The sequence below is a fragment of the Devosia sp. MC532 genome (assembly GCF_016461625.1).
Lineage (GTDB): Bacteria > Pseudomonadota > Alphaproteobacteria > Rhizobiales > Devosiaceae > Devosia.
This window is the reverse complement of the sequence record NZ_JAEMNZ010000006.1, coordinates 1-24942: the sequence shown is the minus strand read 5'-3', so window position 1 is coordinate 24942 and position 24942 is coordinate 1. Positions and strand designations below refer to the sequence as shown.

At 58.5% G+C, this 24942-nt stretch carries 19 protein-coding genes; 3 read left to right on the top strand and 16 right to left on the bottom strand.

All coding sequences use genetic code 11. From position 1 onward, the window contains the following. Nucleotides 1–266: 266 nt before the first annotated feature. Nucleotides 267–1799, top strand: a complete 1533-nt coding sequence (locus JHC09_RS09070; RefSeq protein WP_199531690.1) for a PAS domain-containing sensor histidine kinase — start codon at nucleotides 267–269, stop codon at nucleotides 1797–1799. Here JHC09_RS09070 and JHC09_RS09065 read toward each other — a convergent pair whose 3' ends face one another. The 8 genes from JHC09_RS09065 to ccmI all read right to left on the bottom strand — a co-directional run bounded on the left by JHC09_RS09065 (nucleotide 1800) and on the right by ccmI (nucleotide 12545). Beyond that, nucleotides 1800–4670 carry a bifunctional [glutamine synthetase] adenylyltransferase/[glutamine synthetase]-adenylyl-L-tyrosine phosphorylase gene (locus JHC09_RS09065; RefSeq protein WP_199531689.1) on the bottom strand — a complete coding sequence of 957 codons (2871 nt, stop codon included), beginning with the start codon at nucleotides 4668–4670 and terminating at the stop codon, nucleotides 1800–1802. It abuts the gene before it with no gap. An 89-nt stretch (nucleotides 4671–4759) separates the two neighbouring features. Beyond that, nucleotides 4760–6175, bottom strand: a complete 1416-nt coding sequence (locus JHC09_RS09060; RefSeq protein ID WP_199531688.1) for an ATP-binding protein — start codon at nucleotides 6173–6175, stop codon at nucleotides 4760–4762. A 4-nt stretch (nucleotides 6176–6179) separates the two neighbouring features. Beyond that, nucleotides 6180–6851, bottom strand: coding sequence for a response regulator transcription factor (locus JHC09_RS09055; protein ID WP_169194685.1), 672 nt, complete (start codon nucleotides 6849–6851; stop codon nucleotides 6180–6182). A gap of 58 nt (nucleotides 6852–6909) precedes the next feature. Beyond that, nucleotides 6910–8445, bottom strand: coding sequence for a Do family serine endopeptidase (locus tag JHC09_RS09050; protein ID WP_169194684.1), 1536 nt, complete (start codon nucleotides 8443–8445; stop codon nucleotides 6910–6912). Between the two features lie 131 nt (nucleotides 8446–8576). Beyond that, nucleotides 8577–9032: a cytochrome c-type biogenesis protein gene (locus JHC09_RS09045; RefSeq protein ID WP_169194683.1), complete on the bottom strand. Its 456-nt coding sequence runs from the start codon at nucleotides 9030–9032 to the stop codon at nucleotides 8577–8579. Then, nucleotides 9029–11002 (bottom strand): heme lyase CcmF/NrfE family subunit, encoded by a 1974-nt coding sequence (locus tag JHC09_RS09040; RefSeq protein WP_199531687.1) that lies wholly within the window; start codon nucleotides 11000–11002, stop codon nucleotides 9029–9031. The genes JHC09_RS09045 and JHC09_RS09040 overlap by 4 nt, the downstream gene beginning before the upstream one ends. Beyond that, on the bottom strand, nucleotides 10999–11472 hold the full coding sequence (gene ccmE / locus JHC09_RS09035; RefSeq protein WP_248308948.1) for a cytochrome c maturation protein CcmE: 474 nt from the start codon (nucleotides 11470–11472) through the stop codon (nucleotides 10999–11001). The genes JHC09_RS09040 and ccmE overlap by 4 nt, the downstream gene beginning before the upstream one ends. Next, complete coding sequence (ccmI, locus tag JHC09_RS09030; protein ID WP_199531686.1) at nucleotides 11469–12545, bottom strand: c-type cytochrome biogenesis protein CcmI; 1077 nt, start codon at nucleotides 12543–12545, stop codon at nucleotides 11469–11471. Before ccmI ends, ccmE begins: the two co-directional genes overlap by 4 nt. A gap of 458 nt (nucleotides 12546–13003) precedes the next feature. Between ccmI and JHC09_RS09025 the strand changes: the two genes are divergently transcribed. Both JHC09_RS09025 and JHC09_RS09020 read left to right on the top strand, forming a co-directional pair. Further along, complete coding sequence (locus JHC09_RS09025; RefSeq protein ID WP_199531685.1) at nucleotides 13004–13756, top strand: hypothetical protein; 753 nt, start codon at nucleotides 13004–13006, stop codon at nucleotides 13754–13756. Then, nucleotides 13753–15687 (top strand): FAD-dependent oxidoreductase, encoded by a 1935-nt coding sequence (locus tag JHC09_RS09020; protein WP_210338136.1) that lies wholly within the window; start codon nucleotides 13753–13755, stop codon nucleotides 15685–15687. Before JHC09_RS09025 ends, JHC09_RS09020 begins: the two co-directional genes overlap by 4 nt. On the opposite strand, the gene JHC09_RS09015 is transcribed toward JHC09_RS09020, so the two are convergent. From JHC09_RS09015 to JHC09_RS08980, 8 genes are all read right to left on the bottom strand, one after another. After that, a complete protein-coding gene (locus JHC09_RS09015) occupies nucleotides 15684–16898 on the bottom strand; it encodes a hypothetical protein (RefSeq protein WP_199531683.1) in 1215 nt (404 codons plus the stop codon). The two genes, JHC09_RS09020 and JHC09_RS09015, sit on opposite strands and share 4 nt — an antisense overlap. 85 nt (nucleotides 16899–16983) lie before the next feature. Further along, nucleotides 16984–17463: an RT0821/Lpp0805 family surface protein gene (locus JHC09_RS09010; RefSeq protein WP_210338135.1), complete on the bottom strand. Its 480-nt coding sequence runs from the start codon at nucleotides 17461–17463 to the stop codon at nucleotides 16984–16986. A gap of 62 nt (nucleotides 17464–17525) precedes the next feature. Then, entirely contained in the window at nucleotides 17526–18905 is a 1380-nt protein-coding gene (locus JHC09_RS09005) for a HAMP domain-containing sensor histidine kinase (RefSeq protein WP_199531681.1), read from the bottom strand. 9 nt (nucleotides 18906–18914) lie between these two features. After that, on the bottom strand, nucleotides 18915–19583 hold the full coding sequence (locus JHC09_RS09000; protein WP_169194675.1) for a response regulator transcription factor: 669 nt from the start codon (nucleotides 19581–19583) through the stop codon (nucleotides 18915–18917). Between the two features lie 23 nt (nucleotides 19584–19606). After that, nucleotides 19607–19906: a hypothetical protein gene (locus tag JHC09_RS08995; protein WP_199531680.1), complete on the bottom strand. Its 300-nt coding sequence runs from the start codon at nucleotides 19904–19906 to the stop codon at nucleotides 19607–19609. A gap of 145 nt (nucleotides 19907–20051) precedes the next feature. Further along, nucleotides 20052–20789 (bottom strand): glycoside hydrolase family 108 protein, encoded by a 738-nt coding sequence (locus JHC09_RS08990; protein WP_199531679.1) that lies wholly within the window; start codon nucleotides 20787–20789, stop codon nucleotides 20052–20054. Then, nucleotides 20782–24531, bottom strand: a complete 3750-nt coding sequence (locus JHC09_RS08985; protein WP_199531678.1) for a glycoside hydrolase/phage tail family protein — start codon at nucleotides 24529–24531, stop codon at nucleotides 20782–20784. The genes JHC09_RS08990 and JHC09_RS08985 overlap by 8 nt, the downstream gene beginning before the upstream one ends. A 154-nt stretch (nucleotides 24532–24685) precedes the next feature. Further along, a partial coding sequence (locus JHC09_RS08980; protein ID WP_199531677.1) for an IS1 family transposase occupies nucleotides 24686–24942 on the bottom strand: 257 nt, incomplete at its 5' end.

The window sequence follows — 24942 nt, the reverse complement described above, 5'->3', positions numbered from 1 at the left end:
GAATTTGGCGGCGCACCCACGGGTGCGCCGCTTCATTATTCCTGAATTAGTACAACACTGGCAGCGTGCGTTCGCGAGACGTTCCGCGGGGCGATCTGTGGAGAACAATTTTTCTTCACCGCTAAGTGATTCAATCGACTCTCGTTTTTCCGCTGCCGCAAAAATTGCATTCAAACGAGGCTGGACAATCACAGGGTACATGATTCATACCTTGTTAAGGGCTGACCTTGTTGGGGCTTAACCCGTTTCAGTAGATGGAGAATTTTATGCGGTCGTCGGAGGTATCCGGCGCCGGCGCGCTTGGATTCCGCGCTGGCCAACTCAAAGCGAAGGATAAGCGTACTGCCCGCTTTGGCAATCGCTCGGTTGCACTGACCGCTTTTGCTGCTGCAGCTCTTTTCATCGTCTATGACGCAAATACGCTCCTCACCAACGGTGCTGACGGCATTGATGCCATCGGCGCATTGGTTGCCGCTGAGCTTGCCGCTCCAGCGCCCGATCTTATCGCCAGCGTCGCCAATGCAAGCATGATGACAGCATCGCCGCCGCCCGATGCGCTGACCGCAACTCCGGACACAGCGGTGATTACAGAGATTGTTGGCCACGGCGCGATTGCGCTTGGCCTTGCCGGGCTTGCGAGCTTTTTCGCAACACGCCGACGCCGCGACGAAGAGGTTTCTGAGATCGAAGCGCCAGTGGGCAGCTATGAGAGCCTATGCTCGGCAATCCCAATGGGACTGGCCTGCTGGACTGGCACTGGCGAGATGATCGTTTGCAACGCCGAGTATCGCGCCCACCTCGACCACACTTCGGGCCAGCTACGCTACAAAGAGGCCGTCAACGCGTTGATTGATGGCGGGCATATGAACACCGTCAGTGACGATGACAACGGCCGCCTGCTGGAACTCTACCGAGGCGATGGTACCTGCTTGCTGATTGACGAACGTCCGCTCGACGATGGTGGGTTTATGACGCTTGTCAGCGACATTACAGAACGCAAGCGCACCGAAGCCATGTTGGAAACTATCCGGCATGAACAACGCCTGCTGGCGCGCAAATATCACGAGGAAAAGCTCAAGGCGGAAGCCGCGAGCCGGGCGAAGACAAATTTCCTCGCGCATCTCAGCCACGACATTCGCACCCCGCTCAATCACATCATCGGTTTTGCCGATTTGATGCAGATGCAGATTTCCGGACCGCTCGGGGACGAGCGTTACGTCGAATATTCCCGCACCATCAAGAATTCCGGCGAGATCCTGCTGAACTCCTTCGCCGCTATTCTTGATCTGGCCGAGCTTGAGGGCGGGCAAAAGGCGCTGCGACATGATCCGGTGCTGCTCGACGAAGTTGTGCAGTCCGTTGTGGCGCGGTTCAAGCCGCAGACGCAGCGCGCGGGCATCCACTTTATCGTTGGCCCGCATACGGGCGCTGTTCTGCGCGGCGACCGCCTGGGTCTCACCCGTATGCTCGGCAATATCATGGACAATGCTGTTCGCTTCACCAAAGCTGGCGGGCAGATCACATTGGCGACGTTTGCTGCCGAAGATGGCGTTGTCATCGAGATCAGCGACACCGGCATTGGCATGAGCGAAGAGCGGCTTTCAACGCTCAGCCAGCCTTTTGCAATGGGCGACGCCACCTTCACCCGCACCAGCGGGCCAGGCTTGGGCATTTCAATCGCCCGCGCCATCGCCGAACTCTCTGGCGGCCATCTCGCGATCGACTCGAGCCCATCGCTGGGTACGACCGTCGCGATCTCGCTGCCGCTCGACGCGGCAGCCGCACAACTCGCCGCTTAACTAGAGCGCTTTAGCGCGCTCATACCAAGCGGCGGCGGCAGCAGCGACTTCTCCTTGCATGTCAGCAGTATCTGTCTCGAGCATGGCAAAGCTTGGGTAATGCACGAGCTGCGCCAAGAGGTCTTTAAACGCTGGCGACCACGCTTCCTCCTGGAAGGGCGACATGAGCGCAGAGCTCATCACCTGCAGGATCGTTGCATAGACCGACAGAATTTCAGCCAGACGTGCCCCCTCTGGGACAAGACCGATCTCGCCGAGACGAGCGAGAACTCGACCTGTTTGTGCGCCCGGCAAGGCGATCTGGTTGAAGGCGACAAGCTGGGCCGACTGCGCGATGAATTCGAGGTCCACCAGGCCGCCATTGGCGAGTTTCAGGTCGAAGGCGTGGCGCGGCTTGCGCTCCCGGGCCATCAGCTCGCGCATGGTCACCACATCGTCGATGGTCTTTTGAACATCGCGCGGCCGCGCCATGATCTCATCCATTTCGGCGTGGAGACGCTTCTTGAGTTCGCCTGAGGCAGAAACGACGCGCGCCCGGCTCAGCGCCAGATGTTCCCAAGTCCAAGCATTGTCCTTGTGATAGGCCTTAAAGCCCGCCAGCGACGAGGCCAAAGGCCCGGCATTGCCGGAAGGACGCAGGCGCATATCGGCCTCGTAAAGAACGCCTTCGCTTGTTGGCGCCGACACAGCCGAAACCAAGCGCTGGGTGAGGCGAGCAAAGTAATGGGATGCGGACAGCGGGCGCTCGCCATCGCTCTCGATTTCGGGCGCGTCATAGAGCAGGAAGAAATCGAGATCTGACGCGTAGGTCATTTCGCGGCTGGCCATTTTGCCGAAGGCCAGAATGGCGACATCCGCCCCCGGAATGCGACCATGGCGCACGGCGAACTCGTCCTGCACTTTTTCGAAGAGACGATGGAGAAGCGTTTCGGCAAGGGCCGTGAACTGCTCCCCTGCCCCTGCGGCGCTGACCGTTCCGGACAGGAGACCCGCAGCGATTAGGAATTTTTGCTCCTGACCGATAATGCGGGCGCGGTCGATGAGCTCCTCATAGGAACGCGCGTCAGCCAGAAATGCATCGACCTTGCCCACCAGAACGTCGCGATGGGTCACGTCATTGGCGAAAGCGGGATCAATCAATCCGTCCACGACATGGGCGCGATGGATAACTGCTTCCGCCATGCGGGGCGCGGAGGCCATGAACTGAACCAGCAGTGTGCGCAATTGCTCGTGGTTACGCAGCAGGGCGAAGAGTTGCACACCGCCGGGTAGGCGCGACAGGAAGTTATCCATCCGCGCCAACGCTTCGTCGGCATTGCCCGCACGCCCGAGCGTGACAAGGAGAGAAGGAAGGAGCTCTGTGAGATGGGCGCGGGAGACGGAGGAGCGCGTTGCAGCGTAGGACCCGTAATGCCACTTCCGGACGGTCTCGATGGCCTTGTGGGCTTCAGCAAATCCCATATTGGTGAGCGTTTCGAGGGTGCCCGGATCATCGTCAGAGCCGGTGAAGACGAGATTTCCCTCGCCCGAACCCAAAGTTTCGCCCTCGGTGAACAGCTCTGCATAATAGCGGGCAACACGCTCCAAAGCAGCGCGATAGCTGGTTTCAAACGTCTTGAGATCGGGCTCGCCCATCAAGCGGCCGATGACAGCGACGTCCTCTGGTGTGTCCGGCATCATATGGGTCTGCTCGTCGCGTAGCATTTGCAGACGATTTTCGATCGCACGGAGATACCAATAGGTGTCGGTGAGCTCTTTGGCGGTGCGCGGACTGATCCAGTTCGCCTCAGCCAAAGCGGCCAGAGCATAGGAGGTCGGACGCACGCGTAGCGACTTGTCGCGACCACCAGCGATGAGCTGCTGAGTTTGAGCGAAAAACTCGATCTCGCGAATACCGCCGCGCCCGAGCTTGACGTTATGGCCTTCGACACGAATGTCGCCGACCTTTTTGGACACGTTGATCTGGCGCTTCATCGCCTGAATGTCGGCAATGGTGGCGAAGTCGAGGTGCTTGCGCCAAATATAGGGTGCGAGGTCTTTGATAAAGGCGTCGCCGACCTGTTTGTCGCCAGCGCAAGGACGTGCCTTGATCCACGCGGCCCGCTCCCAATTCTGGCCACGCACTTCGTAATAGGCCATGGCGGAATCGACCGACAGCGCGACCGGGGTCGAGCCGGGGTCGGGTCGTAGGCGCAGGTCTGTGCGGAAGACATAGCCGCCCAACTGCTGATCTTGCATGATGCTGACCAGTTTTTGGACCATGCGCGAATAGAGTTTTGTCGCCTCGCTCGGATCAGCCAAAACGGCTTTGTGCGGATCAAAAAACGCGACGATATCAATGTCAGAGGAGTAATTGAGCTCGCGACCGCCATGCTTGCCCAGAGCGAAGAGAGCGAGACCGGAATTGGCGGCGCAGGCCTCGTCGAGGGGGATGGTCAGCCGCCCCTTTTCAGCTGCCTGTCGCATCAGAAAATCGAGACCGGCTTCAAGCGCCGCGTCAGCAAGGTCGGACAGCGCCTCGGTGGAGCGTGCCGTCGTCCAGAGTTTGCCCACCTCGGCAACAGCGGCGAGCAGAGCGGTTTGCCCCTTGGCGCGCCGCAGCGAAACCATCAGCTCGTTCTCGTCAGAGGTTTGGCCTGCAGTTGCCACGTCTGCCAGCAAGGCGGCGAAACTGGCGTCAGCGTCTCCCGACAAAGCCGCAGCCAACCACGACGCGTTTTTCCGCGCCAGATCGAGAAGATAGGGCGCTTGCTCGAGCAAGGGGCCAAGAGCCTCGGCATTGGCGGAAAAAACAGAGGCGTCACCATGCTCCAGCTCCGCAAGAAATGCATCGAACTGTGGGTGAGCGACGGCAGGAAGAGGAGAGAGCATATTTGACATGCTTAAGGCATAGCGCGCCGAAAAATGGCCGACAAGTCACACTGATAGCGCCAAGCGGCGAATTGTTTTGCCGCAGACGGTTAGCTGTTTGTCGGCAGCTCCAACACGGCCCGTACGCCCGGCGCGTTGTCTTCAATGCTAAACCGGCCGTTGTGCAATCGGGCGACGGCGTTGACGAGCGCAAGGCCAAGACCAGAGCCGGGTTCGGACCGGCTGGTTTCGAGCCGAACGAAACGCTCGAGAACGCGTTCGCGGTCCTGCTCGGGAATTCCAGAGCCATTGTCGCCCACCGCAATGCGGACAAAACCATTCTGTCGAGCCAGAGACACGTCAATACGCCCCGTACTGCCATCTTCCGGCTTGGCATATTTTACGGCATTTTCGAGCAGATTGACCATCACCTGCCCGATCAATTCGCGGCTGGCATTGATGGTAATGCCGGGCTCAATATTGGCCACGACCTCAATGCCGCTGTCCTCTGCGACGGGGGCATAAAGTTCGGTCATGTCTTCGACGATGGCAGAAATATCGGTCTCGACGAGAGTGCCGGATGGCGCGCCAGCCTCGGCGCGGGCGATCATCAATAGCGCATTGAAGGTGCGGATGAGGCGATCGCTTTCCGCGATGACCGTCTCCAGTGCTTGTTCGCGCGTCTCTTCGCTGGCGTTGTCGCGCAGCGCCGCTTCGGCCTGACTGCGAAGGCGGGTCAGCGGCGTTTTGAGATCATGGGCGACATTGTCGGTGACCTCTTTGAGGCCCTGCAGCAATTGCTCAATACGATCCATCATGGCGTTGAGGTTTGTTGCCAGACCATCAAACTCATCATTGCGGCTCGTAACCGGCACGCGCTCCGACAAATTGCCGGACATGATTTTGGTGGAGGTTTCGCGGATCGTATCGATGCGTCGCAGCACGCGCCGCGCGGTCAGACCGCCAGCGATGACAGAGAACAAAATGATGCCGACGACGCCAACAAAGAAACTCTGCAGGATGATGGCGGAAAAGCCGCGCTGCTGCCCAACGTCTCGTCCCACCACAAGGCGCAGGCCACTCTGCAGCGTGATAGAACGCGCAATCGCTACGCCCGTGAACTTGGGCCGTTGCGGCGAACCATTCATCTCATCGAGCGGGTTTTCACGCTCATAATCAAAATTGTAGACACCGGGCTCCTGCAAAACCTCAGGCGGCATTTCGGTGACATTGCCCAGCATGTACTGGCCATTCACATCACCAAGGAAATAGAGCCCCGGTCCCGGACGAGCGGAGATTTGGTTGACCGCCAGCGCCAAGGTTCGCAATCCGTCAGACGCTTCAATCTGGAGCAACTGCCGGATTTCACTGTCAATTTGTTTGGCTTGTTCGCGCTGGATTTGGAGCGCTGATTGCCACGAGATAAAGCCAATCAGCAGAATGGCGAAAACGCCGAAGATGGCAATGAAAGTTGCCGTCAGACGAACTGTGGATGTGCGCCAAACCTGAGCGAAATTGCGCAGCAATGCTCTAGTCCCGGATCATATAACCAGCACCGCGCACGGTATGCAGCAGCGGGGACGCATGGCCCTTGTCGATCTTTGAGCGCAGCCGGGACATATGGACGTCGATGACATTGGTCTGGGGATCAAAGTGGTAGTCCCAGACATTTTCGAGCAACATCGTGCGGGTCACAACCTTGCCCGCATGCTTCATGAGATATTCAAGGAGGCGAAACTCGCGGGGCTGGAGAAGGATGGTTTCGCCATCGCGCTCGACTTTTCGCGATAGACGATCAAGCGACAACCCGCCCACAGAATAGCTCGTGGCAGCTTCGGAGGGGCTGGAGCGGCGCGCCAGCACTTCGACACGCGCAAGCAACTCTGTGAAGGCATAAGGCTTGGTCAGGTAATCGTCGCCCCCTGCCCTCAGGCCGGTGACGCGGTCGTCGACTTCGCCAAGGGCGGAAAGAATAAGAACGGGGGTTTGATCGCCTTCGGCACGCAGGCTTTCGATGATGGACAGACCATCGCGGCGCGGCAGCATACGATCAACAATCAGGACGTCGTAGTCCATGCCCGAGGCCATCGCATAGCCGGTTTCGCCATCGGCAGCATGGTGGGTGACATGCCCTGCTTCATCCAAGCCTTGGATGAGATAGCTGGCCGCCTCGCGGTCATCTTCGATCAGCAGGATTTTCATGCCCAGTACCCCATCGGACAGAAGAAGCCCCGGAGCGTACTCCGGGGCTCAGGATCAGTTATTCGGCGAGCGGCAGGCCGATGAACCGGGTCGCGCCATTTCGGTCGACCATGATCAGAGCCGTATTCAAGCCCTTGCCTTTAACACCTTCAATGGCCTTGTCGAAGTCCGCAGCGCTGGCAACGCTTTGGTTGTCGACTTGGAGAATGATGTCGCCTGTTGCCAGACCGCGTTCGGCAGCTTGTGAGCCGTCTTCAACGCTCTGGACCAGCATACCGCCCGAACCGTCGCCATTTGGAACCAGGGCCATGCCGAGGGTCTTGGTGACTTCTGGCTCAATCACTTCCGGCGCAGGCGCTTCTTCATCGGTCGTCGCATTCGCGACTTCTTCAGTCAAAGTGCCCAGCTTAACCGAAAGCTTGGTCTCAGCGCCATCGCGCCACAGGGTCAGCTCCACGGTAGAGTCTGGAGCGTGGCTGGCAATGGTGCGACTCAGATCGAGGGCATCATCGATCTTTTCGTCATCGACCATGAGGACAATGTCACCAGCTTTGATACCCGCTGCCGCAGCAGGACCGTCAGCGCTTGGGTTGGAAATGATCGCACCGGTCGCGGTCGAGAGACCTACGCCCTCAGCGATGTCCTTGGTGACGTCCTGGATCGCAACGCCGAGATAGCCGCGCGTGACCGAGCCAGTATCAATCAGCTGATTGACGATCTGCTTAACGGTGCTTGCCGGGATGGCAAATGCGATACCAACGTTGCCGCCGTTTGGCGAATAGATGGCAGTGTTCACGCCAACCACTTCACCATTGACGTTGAACGCAGGACCACCCGAGTTACCCGTGTTCACGGCAGCGTCAATCTGCAGGAAGTCGCCGTAGCTCGAACCGCCGATGTCACGGCCCTTGCCGGAGATAACACCGACAGTCACGGTGCCACCGAGGCCAAAGGGATTACCGACAGCAACGACCCAATCACCAACACGACTTGCAGTGTCTTCAAAGGTCACGAACGGCAGATCTTCGCCTTCGATCTTGAGAACAGCCAAGTCAGTGCGTTCGTCAGTACCAACAACAGTTGCGACCTTTTCAGTGCCGTCTTCGGTGATAACGGTGACCTTGGTCGCGTCGCTCACCACGTGATTGTTGGTGACGACATAGCCGTCAGCGGAGATGATGAAGCCAGAGCCGGCAGCCATGAACTGACGTGGGCGCGGCGCACGGTCTGGTGCTTGGCCGCCACGTGGGCCACCGAACTGATCAAAGAAATCACGGAATGGGTGATTTTCTGGCAAGTCAGGGAAATTGAACTCGAAGTTGAAGTCACGGCCACGGCGCTCAACTTGGCGGCCAGGCGCTTCGGCTTCAACGAGAATGGAAACAACCGCAGGCTGCACGGCTTCAACCAGATCAGCAAAACCTTGCTGAACGTTAGCCTGAGGGACCACGATCTGAGCGGCATTCTGATATTGCGCGTTAGCCGCAGAGCCAGTCAAAACGTAAGCGCCAGTAACGCCACTCACACCAGCAATGATCGCCAGTGCGGATGCGCCGAGCCAGCGACGGGTGCGCGAAAGAACAGTCGAACGCATGAGAATGTATCTCCTAGGGTTAAGCTCAAACTCGCTTATGGGGATACATATGGAACGGCACGCCTTTCTTTGAAGTTGCGTGCACATTAAGCTTTAGCAATGTTGGCGGCGCGAATGTGGCGGGAAGCGTCCTACTTCCCGTTACGGAGTTCGTCGAGGGCGGCCTGCTCCTCTGCGGTCAGCTCGGTGATGCTGGTGCCAGAATGTTTACGGCGGGCAAACATTAAGCTGATCAAGCCGACGATTAAGAGCGCTGGCGCAGCGATCCACAACAGGATCGTATTGATGTTCAAACGCGGATTGAGCAGCACAAATTCGCCGTAGCGATCGACCAAAAATTGTTCGACCTGTTCGTTGCTATCGCCTGCGACAAGGCGCTCGCGCACCAAAACCCGCAAGGATCTCGCCAGATCAGCGTCACTGTCGTCGATAGATTGGTTCTGACAGACCATGCAACGCAGACCCGCGGAAATATCGCGAGCCCGTTGTTCGAGAACAGGATCAGGCAAAATCTCGTCCGGACGCACGGCATAGGCCGTGTTGGTCAGCGAGAGGAGGATAGTGACGAGTAAGATGAACCGCTTCATGCTGCGGCCTCCGCGACAGGCTTCTTCGCTGTCTGAGGCGCGCCAACGCGCAAACGACGATCAGTCAACGAGAGGAAGCCAGCGAAGGACATGACCAAACATCCGATCCAGATCAGAAGGATGTAAGGCTTGTGCCAAACACGAATGACATGGGTATCATCCAACGGCTCGCCGAGCTGCACATAGAGCTGGGAGAAGCCATAGGAGTTGATCGCCGCCTCGGTGGTTGGCGAACCCTGACCGACATAATACCGACGCTCAGCAGCAAGCTTTGAAACGTCGCCGCTTGTGGAGGTCACCGTGAAGAAGCCAGTATCGGCCATGTAGTTTGGCCCCGGCACTTCGGCAAACCGATCGAAGGTAATCGTGTAGCCGGCAAGCTGAGCCTGCTCGCCCGGATTAAGCGTCGTCACCAATTCGCTTTCCCAAGCGGTAACACTGACAATCCCGAGAACGGTGATGCCCAAGCCCAAGTGGCCAATGGCGGTCGACCAAATGCTGCGGGGCAGCCCAGCCAAACGGCGTAGGCTATCAGAGAAACGGATGCGGCCCAGTTTGCTGCGCTCGATGAGTTCAGCAACGGAGCCGAAAACGACCCAGAAGCCCAAGAGCAAGCCAATCGGCACCAGCGAGATCGAAACACCACCCAGCGCAGATAGGAGAATGGTCAAGAACAGGGCCAGGCCACCGAGAGCGGCCAAACGCTGCGCCACGGCCACGATATCCGCACGCTTCCACGCCAACAAAGGACCGAAAGGCAGCAGGATGAGCAGCGGAACCATCAGAGCGCCAAAGCTGACGTTAAAGAATGGCGCACCGACAGAGATGGTTGTGCCGACCAAAGCGTCGAGCAGCATTGGATAGAGTGTACCGACCAGAATTGCGCCCGTTGCGGTCGCGAGGAAGAGATTGTTGAGGATCAACGCCCCTTCGCGGCTGATGGGGTGGAACAGGCCACCCTGACGCAACGCTGGCGCGCGCACTGCAAACAAAACAAATGCCGCGCCGATAAGCACCGCCAGAATGGCAAGGATGACCATGCCGCGGGTCGGGTCGGATGCGAAGGTATGAACCGACGTTAGAATACCGGAGCGGACGAGGAAGGTACCGAGGAGCGACAGCGAGAAGGTGATGATGGACAGAAGAATTGTCCATATCTTGAGCGCGTTGCGCTTCTCCATGACCAGGGCCGAGTGCAGCAATGCCGTACCCGAGAGCCATGGCATAAAGCTTGTGTTTTCAACCGGGTCCCAGAACCACCAGCCGCCCCAACCCAGTTCGTAATAAGCCCAGTAAGACCCCATTGCGATGCCGAGGGTCAGGAAAGTCCAGCTCAGCATGGTCCAAGGACGCACCCAGCGCGCCCAAGCCTGATCGATACGACCCGAAATCAGGGCCGCGATGGCAAAGCTGAAGCAGATCGAAAAACCCACATAGCCCAGATACAGCAGCGGCGGGTGAATAGCCAAGCCGATGTCTTGCAGCACAGGGTTGAGCCCGACCCCCTCAAGAGGAGCCGGGTTCATGCGTTCAAATGGGTTTGAGGTAAAAATCGTGAAACCGGCGAATGCCGCGGTCAACATGCTTTGCGAACCGAGAACCAGGTTCTTCAGATCGCTTGGCAAATTGCGGCCAAACGCAGCGATCATTGCACCAAAGAGCACAAGGATCAGGACCCAGAGAACCATGGAGCCTTCGTGATTGCCCCAAACGCCCGAGATTTTGTAAATCAGAGGCTTGAGGGAGTGCGAGTTATTCGCGGCCAGCGCCAGACTAAAGTCCGACTCCATGAAAGCCTGAACGATTGTGGCAAATGCCACAGCGACCAGCACAAGCTGGAAAATCGCCGCTTGGCTCAGAACGGCGGCGAGGCGATCACCGCGTCGCCAAAGAGTCAGGCCACCAACGGCACTAACGCAGGCCAGTGCAAAGGCAAGAATAAGCGCGAAGTGACCTAATTCGATGTTCATTCGGTCGCCTCTGGGTACCACTCGCCCTTTTCTTTGAGGGCTTCAACGACTTCACGCGGGACATAATTCTCATCATGCTTGGCGAGAACGTTGGTCGCAAGGAAACTACCGTCTGGCTGGATGCTGCCTTCGGCAACGACACCCTGACCATCGCGGAAGAGGTCAGGCAAAATGCCGACGAACTTGGCCGTGATCTGATCAGCACCATCTTCGATGATGAAAATATTGTCCTGACCGTTGCGAACCCAGCTCTTGTCCTGAACCATGCCACCGAGACGGATTGGCTGTCCAACAGCCACTTCCTTGGTTGAGATGTCGGCAGGCGTATAGAAGAACACGATCTGGTCGCGCAGCGCGGTCAAAACCAAAGTGGTCGCCAAAGCTAAGACAACAGCCAAGCCAGCAATAACAGCAATACGCTTCTGCTTACGGGTCATGCCCTTGCGACGGGCGGGAGCCTGCATGGTCATCGCGTGCCTCCATTCAATTTAAGACCGGCGCCTAGCGCCAGAGAGTCAAGTTCACCGCGATCAAAGGTCAGCGGATAGGCGACAACGGCAGCATCGTAAGCGCGCTGCGCGTTATCCAAGTCGTCCAGCACAATGTAAGACTGAACCAGTTGTTGCCATTCTTCGATCGTGCCGCCGGACGCATAGAGGCGTTCAGACAGGCCACCGACCATTGCGGCGATCATTTCATTTTGCTGCTCGAGCGTGTTGTCGACGCCGTCATTCTGCGCGACGACGAGGCCCTGACGAGCGGCGGCGAGCCAAGGCTCCGTGCCTTCAGCCAAAGCAATCGCGGCGCTCCACAAGCGCTCTGCTTCGCGATAATCTTCAACACGCATCGCTTCAGCCGCCAGATAAAGACGCGAGCGGGCATGGGTTGGGTCTTCAGCGGCCTTTTGCAGAGCAGCAATTGCGTCTTCCGCGCCTGCACCCGTCGGCCCAGACAAGCGTGCTTCGGCATAGGCGGTCAGAAGCTCAGGCGTTTCGCCGCTCAGATCCATCAGCGTACGGAAAGCATTGGCGGCATCATCAAACCGACCCAACTGCATATACGCAGGGCCAATGACGGCCCAACCGCGCACATCGTCCGGTGTTTGCTTCAGGCGTTCTTCGATGCTCGCGATTGCAGCATCGAGATCGATCGACTGCGCAGCAACGTCCTGCCGATCCGCTAGTGGGTTTGCCGGCAAGTCGGGACGACCGAGAAACCCATAGATACCAAAAGCGATCACGGCAACGGCCACGGCGCCTACGATGACTGGCGCACGCCCCAGTTCGCCACTCAAACGAAGGCGAGTATCCTTGCGGGCCCGAAGCATTTCCCTGGCCAATTCGCCCTTAGCGGCACGCGCCTGCTCCTCGTCGAGCTTGCCGCTCGCAAGGTCAGCATCAATGCCGTCAAGCAATGCTCGGAATTGATCTGTCGCCTCGGGCGTTTGCGCAGTTGATGAATTGACCATTCTGCCAGCGCCCGCATAGACTAAAGCAACGCAGGCTGCGGCTGTAATGGCGATGGCAATAAACCAGAAAATCATGGGGCCTAAACGCTCGTCTGCCACGGTCGGCAATGGGTTTGCATGTATAGTCCGAATATGGCGAAATGCCACCCGTTGCCTGCTCAAAAATGGGGACGCTTTGCCACAGGATGGTCAGGCCATAGCAGCGATCCCAAATGAGCAATAAACTCTATGACTTTGCTATCATTGGAAATAGCCCGGCTACTAAGCTCCTCGCCGCGCTCCTGACGCGTGATCACAAACGACGTTGTGTTCTGCTGGGAGATAATCAGGTGCGCTTCAGGCTGCCACAGTTCAGCTGCAGCTCGTTTGCCCCTCTAACGCGGCCCGAGCATTGGAGCTTGCTCGAACAGACCATTCCAGAAACACTCAAACTCTTGGGTCGAATAGGCGCAAAAGCCGCTATTCGGCGCGGCAACGCCTTGTGTTTAGCTCAAAACCAAGTGTCCAGAGAGACCCTCTCTCACATCCGAACGATGGCGACCCTACACGGCCACACAGCGCAGGTGACCGGCCCTCACCTGTTGCCGAGCGATAGCATCGGTTTTTCTTTCGCTGACCAAGTCCACCTCGATCTCATTGGGGTTGAGCCTCATTTGAACCGATGGCTGGATGACCTCGGCGTTCTTCGCGCGACAAGCCAGGGCCTAAAACTGCTCAAGGACGGGTCTTCGACATTAAGCATCGGAGACGAAACACTCGCGTTTCGGCAGACAATTTTCTTGGATGACCAAGCGTTAGTCGATCACCTACCTCTGCCTCAGTGGCCGCGCGTTGTCCGTCGACAAATCTATTCTAGCCTTCTCATTGCACCCAATCGGCCACTGGTAGCGCCCATGGTCTTTGACATCGACAGCGGGTCGTCCCTCGTGAGCCTGTCCGGGGGCGGCGTGAGCCTGATTGCTGTCGGCGATACGACCCTCGCTTATGCCGATGCTGAGCGGCTGCTGGAGACCATTGGCGGCGGTGAAATCGTCGGGCAACGCCAGTTCACCCGTCTCCTAACGACAGACGGCCTGCCTGCGTTTGGGCGTGTGGGGATCGGTTTGGGCGCAGACGTGGTGTTGTCGGCGGAACCATATGCGAGCTTTTTGGTGCCAGCCCTGGCGCGTTGGATCGGGGGCGTCCCAACGGAGACTGAAGCTGCATATTTTGCGGAGCGCTTGGTCACACGTACGAACAAATCGCCATCAGAAGCTGTTCCGACACGCATAGCGAGCTCGTCATGAACCGAACTCCCGCCCGGCTTCCCGCCGACAGTGCAAGCGGCTTTTCAGGTCAATGGATTGATCGGTCACGACCTTTAAGTTTCCGGCTAAACGGGCGCATGTACTCGGGCTACGCTGGCGATACTGTTTACTCTGCGCTCGTCGCGTCGGGCATCATCAGCTTAGGCCTGCATTCTCGCTTTCCTATCGGTCTTGCAGCGCGAGCATTGCCTCACATTTATTCTGTCGACGCGCTCGGCGATGTACCCGCAGCATTACCCATGGCGCGTACGCCGATCACATGGGGAGCGAGTTATGTCACTGCCCCCAAGCCCTCTGTTGGCGGCCTCAGGATGCTTTTTCAAGGCGGCCAGACGCTCGGCCTCGCTCTCGATGGCCTTCGCCAAATTCAGCCGTGGCGCAACGCGGCTGCGGCCGAACACCTAGGCGCTGATGTGGTGGTTGTCGGGGGCGGTGTTGCGGGGATGGCGGCCGCGCTAGCGGCATCGCGCCAGAACTTGTCCGTTATTTTGATTGAGGCGGATCAAGCTCTAAGAGGACATTCGGGCCTGTTCGGCGCTCAAGAGGGCGAAGACAGCGCTGAAGCCGCCATGCTGCGTCTCAGCCAGACTGTCACTACCAACCACAATATTCGGGTCCTGCTCAACAGGAAGGCAATTGCTATCCGGCAAGGCATGGTGCGGGTGCATAGCATTGAGACGCATGTGGATGGTGTCACCAGCAAACTAGTCGACATCGCGGCCCCGCATTTGGTCATTGCCACTGGCTCCCTCGAGCGGCTCCCGCTCTTTTCAGGCAATCGGTTACCTGGCGTCATTGGTTCACTCGAAGCTTATGAGCTTGCGACCCGCTTCGGCATCTGGCCGGGCCGCTCAGCGCTGTTTGCGACCAGCACAAACACGTCCTACCGCCTTGCCGTGAAGGCAAGAGAAGCGGGCATTGCCGTCAATCGAGTTTTAGATACTCGCCCCAATCCGGCTTCACGCTATATCGAGTTCAGCCGTGCTTACGGCTTGGTTCAGGTGCCATCGAGTTACGTCGAACATGCGCGCTTCACGGGCTCAACTTTGCATGTGCACTTCGACAGTGCGAACCAAGAACCTGTCACGACGTCACGATTGATTGTAAACGGCGGGTGGCAGGCCAATCTGGACCTTTGGCATATGGCGGGAGGGAAGAGCCATTGGAACAGCAAAAATCACTGCCTTGAGGTTATCGGTTCGCTAGAGGGCATTGCCCTCGCCGGAAGCGTCGCCGGATATCAAACGCGGACCGCCTGTATCCAGAGCGGGGCTGATGCGATTGATCTTCTCTTCGGAAGCCCCAGAAAGCAAATTGAAGAGGTCTTGATAGACCCGCTCTATGAAACACCCGATGCGCCACTGGCCATCGCACGAACGCTAGCGACCGCGCCAAGCTATTTGGATGCCAGCACGTCCTATCTCGCTCGACCACAGTCCGTCCCGAATGCAGCCGACCCGTTGCCCGCAATATCCGAAATGGCCGTAGCGCTGTCCCTCAACGATATTACGGCAGCGACTTGCCTTGGCTGGATACCAGTCACGATGACCAGCACCATCGCAGCGGAGCGCACCCCGTCGCCGCCCTTAGGCATGAAGACCCACGTCGAACCGACAGTAGACGCGGCGCCGAAAACGGATGTGCCGACCTATCTATCGGGGCGTTATGGGGAGCAAGCGAAGGTGGTGAAACTCTTTATCGCCGATCAGCGGATGGTTTCGGGCGGATCGCTGATCTTCCGTAACTCGGACAGCCGCGAGGCGGACAAGGCGATTGGCGTGGTGCTGCGCCACAATCCTGAAGGACCAATTGCGCTGTTGACGGCGGAGGCCTTCCAAGCAGCGCTCCCCGTCTCTATTCGAGACCAGGGCAGCACGATCGCTGCCCGGATCGAAAGCATTACCGATTAGCCACGACGTTCGGCAGCAGCGCGAGCCCGACGCAGAGTTTCGGCATATTCAGCGTTGAAACGAATTTCCGCCATCTGGATTGCCGCATCCAGTCGAGCGCCGTTCACAGTATCACTTGGATTCTGGCGAGCGGCGTCGAGGCAACGCTGAATGTGAATTTCTAATGCCTGCGCAGATTGGGTCCACGCTTGGTCATACACAGCATTGAGCGCCAGTGACTCGCGGCTATCGCGCACAGCAGCCAGCAGATACATGCCGCTAATGGCGCTCAAAATCTTGTCGTTGTCCAAACGGTCAACGCCCTCGCGGGGCTTGCGCAGCGCCTGATTGAGATCTGGCACAACTTCCTTGAGGCGAGGCTCAACCCGATCAGAGACAGATTTGGTTAGTGCCGCCAGAACCTTCGTGGCCGAGCTACCGCGGGTGAACTCAATATTGCCGGTCAGCGCACGCACCAAGCGATGGTAGCGATCCAGCCCACGACAAACCATATCGACGTCCGCAAAAGGACCGCTCATCCGCAGATACTGAAGCTGGTTCTGCGCATGTGCCAAGAAGGCTTCCACAATCGGGTTAAACCCATAGCGCGCTACAGCGTCATCCGTGTTCTTACCACAGATCTTGAGCATGGCCGTAATCATGCGCGAGGGGTTCGACACATGCCCCAATGCCGCCTGGAACATCAGGGCCGCCAGATGCGCATCCTTGAGAGGCATGGATTGAATGGCAGTCGCCATTGCAGCGTCGTCGTTGATGGCATTGATCGCCTTCCCGAACGCCTGCGCCTTTGGCAAAAGCGAGCGAGCGCGGAGCGCCGACATGACGACTTCAATTTCTTCGCGTGCTTTGTCGCGACCGTATTGCGCGCGGAAACGATGGAGGCGCTCAATATCGCCATCAACCTCGTCTAGCGCTGCGCGCATACGCTGGAGAATTTCGGGAATTGCGGGAGCCAGGTCACCAGACCGTAAAGTGCCCTTTTCGACCGCGGCAGCTGAAACAATGTCACTGGACAGGTCACGCAGGACCCAAGTCCAAGCTGCGTCGGCCGCGTCGCGGCTAATCGAACCTGAGAATGAGTAGAGCACTGGCTCTTCAACGAGGATTGGATCAATTAGCCCACAAAAAGGCTTAGAGCGGGCCGAGACGCGGCTAGAGGAACGGCTCGGCACAGACGCTGGTACGTCAGTTTTTGGGGCGGTCTGGCTCATTGACACTTCAGGTTTGGGATAGTCCTAACCCCAAACCTAAATGGCGATGGTAAATAAACTTTTTCTTTCTTGACCCAAATATGGATCAAGCTGCGCTCTGGACCACGTTCCAGTTGCCAGTACCCTCGCGGCAGGCCGTGCCTTTTTTCACATATTCAGCGCCGTTGATCTTCACAGTATGTGTGAAATCGCGGCAATCGAGATTGTTGACACGCACGTAAGGGCCAACGGCAACCGAGCCAGTAGTGCCACGATCACCAGCCCACTGACGCGGTGCGCCCGGACGGCCAAACTGCAGCGCATAGAACTGTGCGCTATTGGCTTCACTGGAATCCTTGGCGGTCATCAGGCTGACTGCTGCCGGGTCAACGAAGCCGTTGGCGATGGAGGTTGTCAGGCGTGCTGTCTGCACGACCTGTGCGGCAGCAGGCACCATCGGCTGCATCACGACCGGCGCCTGTGCGACCGGCGCTTGATAAACCTGCTGGGGCGCATTGCCAGTGCTCGAACAGCCCGCAAGGGCCAAGGCCAACAGCGGAGCGGCAATTAAAGCGGTGCGATTCATATTCAAACTAGCCCTCACGGTCATTCTGTCGGTACTTGTTGGCCTATTGCGGCGAAAGTGCGTCACCCGGCATTTTGCCGTGTCACACTTCCTAGACGCGCGGAGGGCAGCCGGAGTTCCACCAAGAGCCCGCCTAATGTTGATCGCTTCAAGTCCAAGCTGCCACCATACACGTCGACAAGCTCTTTGACGATATCCAGCCCGAGGCCACTCCCGGGAGTCTTTTCGTCTAAACGCACGCCACGACGCAAAACTTTCTCTGCCTCCTCGGCAGACAGTCCTGGACCATTGTCATCAATGGTCAGGAGCAACTGGATTGTGCGGTCTTTTCGCTCGGCGAGAAATTTCACCAGCACTTCGCCGTTCGACCACTTGCAAGCATTGTCGATGAGATTGCCCGCCATCTCCTCAAAGTCCTGCTCATCGCCCCGGAACCAGGGGAGTTTTGGATCAATGGGATCGAGCGTCACCGTCGTGTCGCGATGGATCTTATCCATCACGCGACACAGCCGCTCCAATGCCAACTTCGCATCTGACTTTTTGCCAACGACGGAGGTGCGCGCCGCTAAGCGTGCGCGATCGAGATAGGTCGAGACCATCGTACCCATCTTTTCGATCTCGGCCGTCACAACTTGCGCTAGGGGGCTCTTGTCGCTCCCTGCCTCATTGCGCAGCACGGCAATGGGGGTTTTTAGTCCGTGGGCAAGATTGCCCACTTGGCTGCGCGCCCGCTCGATAATCTGCGTATTCGACCGGAGCAGCGCATTGACCTCTTCTGCCAAAGGGGCAATTTCAACGGGATAGGTCCCTGAAATTTCTGGACTATCCCCCTCGCGTACCGCCTCTACCGCTTCGCTCAGTCGAGAGATTGGTCGCAGTGCAAAACGCGCGATCACCGCACTCATTATCGCCAGCATGGCCCCGACCGCCCCCAGCACGATAAACGCTTGGTAGCGGAAAATTCCCACCTGTTCGAGAATCTGGGTCAGATTGCCTGAGACCGCAATAAAATACCGCTCTTGATTGAGGTACACAGCGCGCTCAATCACCCTCAGCTTGGTGCCAAATGCATCTTCCACCACGGCGCTGCGGCGTCCCATGATGTCGAGCGGGTTTGAAAGCTCTGGCAGGTCGATACCGACAACGGAGTCAGAGAGGTTGACCAGCTCCCCCTCATCGTTCCGAATGATCCAATACCAGCCAGACCGTGGTCGGCCGAAACGCGGATCGGCAAGCGCAATGCCAAGGTCACTTGGATCACCGGCTTCGAGCAGAGCCGCCGTAAGACCTTCGACGTTGAAGTCGACCTGCTCTGCAAGCGTGCGGTCTTGTGAGCGCGAATAGAGCTCGCCCAGCAGAAAGCCTGTGGCGACGAGCGCCACCACAAGCCAGATAGCGGAGAAGATGAACAGCGAGGCCGCTATGGAGCCTTTACGCAGCACGAGTCGACCTCACGCGGCGCCATCGCCGACGATTTTGTAACCGAGCCCGCGCACGGTCTGAATGCAATCTTCCGGCAGCTTCTTGCGCAACCGACCAACGAACACTTCGATAGTGTTGCTGTCGCGATCAAAGTCTTGATCATAAAGGTGCTCGGTGAGTTCAGTGCGCGAGATGACCTTGTCCTTATGGTGCATCAAATAGCTCAGAACGCGCAGCTCATGACTGGTGAGTTTGATGGCGCTACCATCAACTGTAACCTTGCCCGATTTCACATCTAGGCGTACCGGACCGCAGGAAATTTCATTGCTCGCGTGACCCGCCGCGCGCCGGACGAGGGCGCGCACGCGCGCCAGCACTTCTTCCATATGGAAGGGTTTGGCGACGTAGTCGTCAGCGCCAGCATCAATACCTTGAACCTTGTCGCTCCACCGATCGCGTGCCGTGAGCAACAGCACCGGCATTACCCGGCCGGCGCGACGCCACGCTTCGAGCACCGAAAGCCCGTCCATTTGCGGCAGGCCAATGTCGAGGATCACAGCATCATAAGGTTCGGTGTCACCGAGAAAGTGCCCCTCTTCGCCGTCAAACGCGACATCCACCGCGTAGCCAGCTTCCAGCAAGGATTCTTTGAGTTGGCGGTTGAGATTGACGTCATCTTCGACAACCAGAATGCGCATCCATTGACCCCGATAGAAATGACTTACTGCGCGCTCAATACCAAATTTTTGGCCTGACCGTCTGAGGTGAGAACAGCGATCACATAGACCATGCGCCCACCTTCATCACACACCTGCACATTCAAAATGTCCGCGCTCGCGTCGACGCCACCCGAAGCCAAGACGGCATCGAGAGACTTGATCTGCCCCGAGGAGACCGCCTCTTGTATCTGGCGCTTATCGAGGCAGCTCTGGGCCACAGCACCCTCCGTCGTCCCAAAAGTGACGAACAGAGCCATAACGAGGGCCGCGGCGACAGCGAAAATGTTCAGGTTCGGTTTCATGAAACCATCAATACAAGCAGTTTGCTGAATGGGACCTGAATGAGGCAATCAAACGAAACAAACTGTATGGGCGTAAGGAAAAAGCGCGCCACCCTTCACGGGCGACGCGACAAGTATCATTCAGCGCAGATGCAATGACAAGGCGCTAGCTCTGTGCCAACACCCCCTTCACGCTTTTGCGTAGGAACACAAAGGCCAAAGCCTCGATGATCAAGTTCCCCGCTGACGCTTGGTCAAAGGCGGGCAGATCAATGCCCAAAAGCTGCGCCAGTCCCACCAGCAACATGATCGCAGACACAATATAGGTTTTGTAGCCGTCCAACATTGGAAATCCCTCCAGTTGCGTTGACGTCTGGATATCGCCCGCCATGCCAAGAGCGGCCGTGCGGACCGAACTCACCCGGCGCGTCCACCCTTTACCGAAAGTGACAAACGTTCCGAGTTTTCCGAGAAAGCCCATGCGCTGATCACACAAGGCATTGATGAGCAGCCTTGGCCGGGCACGCGCCAAAGCGCCCAGCGTCACCGGGCCAATCTTGCCGTCAGCCGGTACACCGAGACAGACTTGCAAAGCCTTGATTGCGCGGTTCGGACCGGAATTAACCGCATAGTCAAACACGGCCAGATCAACACCGGCGGGCATTTCTCCAGCACGACAAACGCGCCAATAGTTTGCCTCATAAATCGCCGCAGCCTCAGCGCGTGTCAGCGCCCGCACCGCCGATTTTGACAATTGGGTGAATGGCACCACGCCCCGCCATTGCGCGAGAGCTTTTCGCGTTATGCCCCTGTTGGTCGCACCACCCGGATCGAGCGGGTGATCAACATAGCATCCCTCGTGGGCCAGAACATGCGCTAGGCAGCGCTCAAATCGTTCAGTCATCAAACACTGCCTCCGCTTTGTGCCCGGCGCCAAGCAGCGGGCTCACCTGTACGACACGCCAAGTAAAACTGCTGGCGAGGCCCCCGAAATCAGCGATCTGATGTGCCTTAGAATAGACAACTGAGGCTGTGCTCACCGCAAAGCGACGCACCTCAATGCCACTCGACACCACGCTCAGCTCATAGGCTTCCGGGATGTATTCCAGCGGCGGGTTCGCCCCGCTCCATCCATCCCCAACCGCTCGACTGCGTCGTTTCCAAGTGAAGATGATGTCGTCATTGGGCTCCCGCTCTGCCGCGAGACGTCCGGGTGCCAAAGGCAAAACCGGCGCAGGGTCTGGCGCAATGCTCAAGGCCATGCCGGTCATATCTGTCGGCCCGGCGTAACACCGCAGTTCGATCTCTGTGCCGAGGCGGTAGGCATCCACCGGCAAAATCAGCGGGCGATCATCGATCAGCATTACCGTATTGCCTGCATCCGTCGGGCCGATAGCCCAATCTGTTCCCCCGGCCCCTCGCCATAGCTTGCTCAATACATAGCGGTTAGGCGACACCAACTCGGCCTCACAAAACCCGACGATCTCCCAAGTTCCGGCATTGGTTTGTACGGCAAGCCGATTGCTCCCGGCCAACACCGCCGCTTCTGAGGCGCTCGTCAAATGCCCAGACAGCAGTTGAACATCGAGGCTGTGGTCTTCGTCCCAAGTGCCGTGATCGCCCACGCCTAAAGGCTCGGCCAAAGCGCCAAGCACAGATGGCCGATTGAGCTGTCCTAGCGCGGCGCCTGTCACCGCGTCTGTGATGCGAATGCTGCCCGGCCAGGGGCGGGCAAATGCCGCCACAGCAATGCGCGAGCGCAACGGATCCTCTGGTGACGGTGATAGCTCCGCAAGAACAAAGTGCGGGGTCACATCGGGTTGGGGCGGTGTCGCGCGTGACCGTGAGACCTCAACGCCCACCGCCACCGCGTCCCCCCGCGCCAGAGCCTTGGCGGTAATTTTGCGAACGGCACCGTCTCGGATTTCGCTAATCTCAAACGGGCCTTCCGATAGGCCTTCGATCCCGACAATATCGCCCGGCTCCAGCGCCAAGGCATTTGGTGGCAGAGCAAATTCAATCTGGTCGCCCGCGGCCCCCCGCACATTCAGCAAATGCTCGCTGGCCTGCCGTGCCGAAGCACTATCCAAGGTCACCGGAAAGCGCATCGACACTAGCGGACCAGTGCCGGGGCGAACCGCCGTCGCGGTCGCAGCCAGATAGTCCTTATCCCGATCAAAATGGCCCAGACTCAGCAGATCAGCCTTTTCCTCGGCTTGCCCGCGCCTCCGCGACAGAACCGCTGCGCGCTCCTTATCGACCAAATCATCAAGCGCAATAGTCAACTGAGCGGGACCCCGAGCGATTGTCCCAACCACCGCCCCATTGCGCGCCACCAGCGATTGTCCCGTCATATCGAGCACGGGTTCCAGCGCCCCACGCGCCGTCATGGGGGCACCCACCTCTAGCCCGGCGATCAGCGGCGCAGCGGCCACGCCCGCAACTGCACAGTCAAAATCCTGCGCAATGGCGGCCATCATCTCCTCATTCGATAGCGCACCCAAGCGGCCTGTCAGCCAATGCCCGGTGCGATGATTGTCGCCATCCGCCCACACAGTGGTGAGATTGGGAAAGCTTGGATAGGGCCGCGCATCCCAGGTCCAACAGTAGATCCGGTCCAGCGCCACCATGCCCGCAGGGTTCATTGCGGCATCGTCCCAGTGAGCGAAATGAGCGCGCAGCAATTGACGCTGGATCAGACCATCCGGCACACCCGTCGAAAAATAAGGCCGCCCGTCTTCCGCGCTCTTTTCGTCGCCAAAAATATTGGGTTGGTTGGCGCCTTTGTCGACCGCCCCACACCCAACTTCCGTCAGCCAAATAGGCTTTGAGCCAGACACCCAAGCGGTCGGCGTTTCTGCGCGCACCCCACTTGGGCGGTCAAAATGCTCTTCACCCCAGAACGCTGCGATGTCTTTGTAGCGCCAAATCCAGTGCTCAAAATGCGCCCCGTCGCTAATCGGGCTCCGCACCTGCGCGCGCCGATCCGCTTCACTGGCGTAATACCAGTCATAGCCCTCACCACCGACCAGATTGCCCCTAAGATAATCCAGCTCATATCCCGTACGCGCATGGGCGGCGTCAGCCTGTCCCTCCTCATCGCGCCAATCACTGAGCGGAAAATAACAATCGATCCCGATGGCATCGATGTCGTCACTGGCCCACAGCGGATCGAGGTGAAAAATCTTCCCCCCATCGCGCTGCACACCAGAATACTCGGACCAGTCCGCGGCATAAGTCAGCTTCACCGATGACCCAACAATCGCCCGCACGTCCTCAGCGAGCATCACCAGCGCATCGACAAACGGGAAGTCCCCCGCCGCTCCCTGCACCCCCGTCAGCCCCACAAGCTCGGAGCCGATCAGCAGTGCATCGACGCCGTGGTCCTTTGCCATCCGAGCATAATGCAAAATCTGCGCGCGATAACCCGGCACAAAGGCCGCGACCTGAGCATCAGCATCGGCAGTGCCATTCGCCGTCTCCGGCTGCCAAAGCGCCGGGTGACAGGTCACGCGCCCGCGCCACGGGTAACTGGCCTGCTCGCCCCAACCATAAGGATCCGGCTTGCCATTCCCGCTCGGAATATCCATCAGAATGAACGGATAGAGCGTCACCTTCAGCCCCCGCGCCTTGAGGTCCGCAATCGCCGCGATCACCGCATTGTCCGATGGTGTGCCGCCATAGGCAGGGCCACCACCATGGCTCGACACCACCGGCACCTCATGGCGCTCTAGCCCTGCAACCGACCAACTCGTTCCGGCAATAGTGCGTGTTGCTCCCTCGACACGCGGCCCGATTGAGCAGTGCCCACACCGCAGATCATCGCCAAACCACGAGACCACAAGCGCCACATTTTCAAGGTTCGGACACAGCGCCACCAGCTCATCAATCGATACCGTCCAATCACTGACCCCTGCCAGCTGATGAGCGTTCTCGCTCACCCCGCTCCCCAACCCTGTCACGCGAACACGCGGCACCGGGTCGTAGCCAAATTCGGTCGCGCCCGGGATAACAGTGATGGCTCTGATATTGGGTTCGAGGTCGCCCACAACGCGGCACAGCTCCGCCGACAGCTGTGGGATCCGATTCCCAAAGAGGCTCAGCGGCAGGTTTTCAACGACGAGATAGCAAAGCCCCCGATACGCTGGCGCATTGCCTGCCCCCTGCACCGCCTCAATCAGACTATCGGGCATTTGCGTTTCATCGCCAGCGTAGAACCTGAGGTTCAGCCCGCGCGTATCGAGCAATTGTCCGTCAGCCCAAATCCGCCCCAGCCGCGCCACCGGCCCTTCGCAAAAGGCCACGGCGAAACTAGCGAACACTTCCTCTTCGGCCTGCGTTGGCGGAGAGAACCCTTTCGAGCCCGAGGTCTCCGTCACCTGGCTCAGCAGCTCACGTGCCCAAATGATATTGCCCGCCAACCGCCCCCAGCCATAAAGCCGGGTTATCCCACCGCCCTCGCTCGATCCGCCTAGGCGCACGTCGAACATGGGTCGGTCAGCTGTCTCTTCCTTGGGCCCAAACAGCGCCGCGTCAATCGCGCTCCCGGCCACCGCCCCCAGCGCCCGCCCGATCGTTGCTCCAATCGGCCCGCCAATCATCCCGCCCGCAAACTGCCCAACCACCGAAAGCGCCAGCGTCGCCATGTTTTTGATCCTCTGCAATCAGGGGTTAGTCGCCCCGAGCACGCTTTCTTACCTCGCCCCTAGGGGAGAGGTCGGCGCGTAGCGCCGGGTGAGGGGCCTTTTCGCCAAACCCAATCACCCCACCCCAACCCTCCCCCGCAAGCGGGGGGACTGTTCATTTGGGACTCCTTATGAGGTGTCTGTTGAAGAACAGATTGAGCGTAATCTCGAGCATCTGCACTGTTTTGGAGACGCGCTTTGTCCGCCGATTGAGCCGCGCAAGATTGTCCCTGATTGAGGAATTAGAGGACTCAATCAGGTGGGTTTGCGCCTTTGTTTCCAAATGTGGCACGGTCACGCCATTGCGCTTGAAAGCGAGTGCGTAACAAGAGTTGGCATCGGTAAAGATGGCCCCGATCTCACCCACAGCCT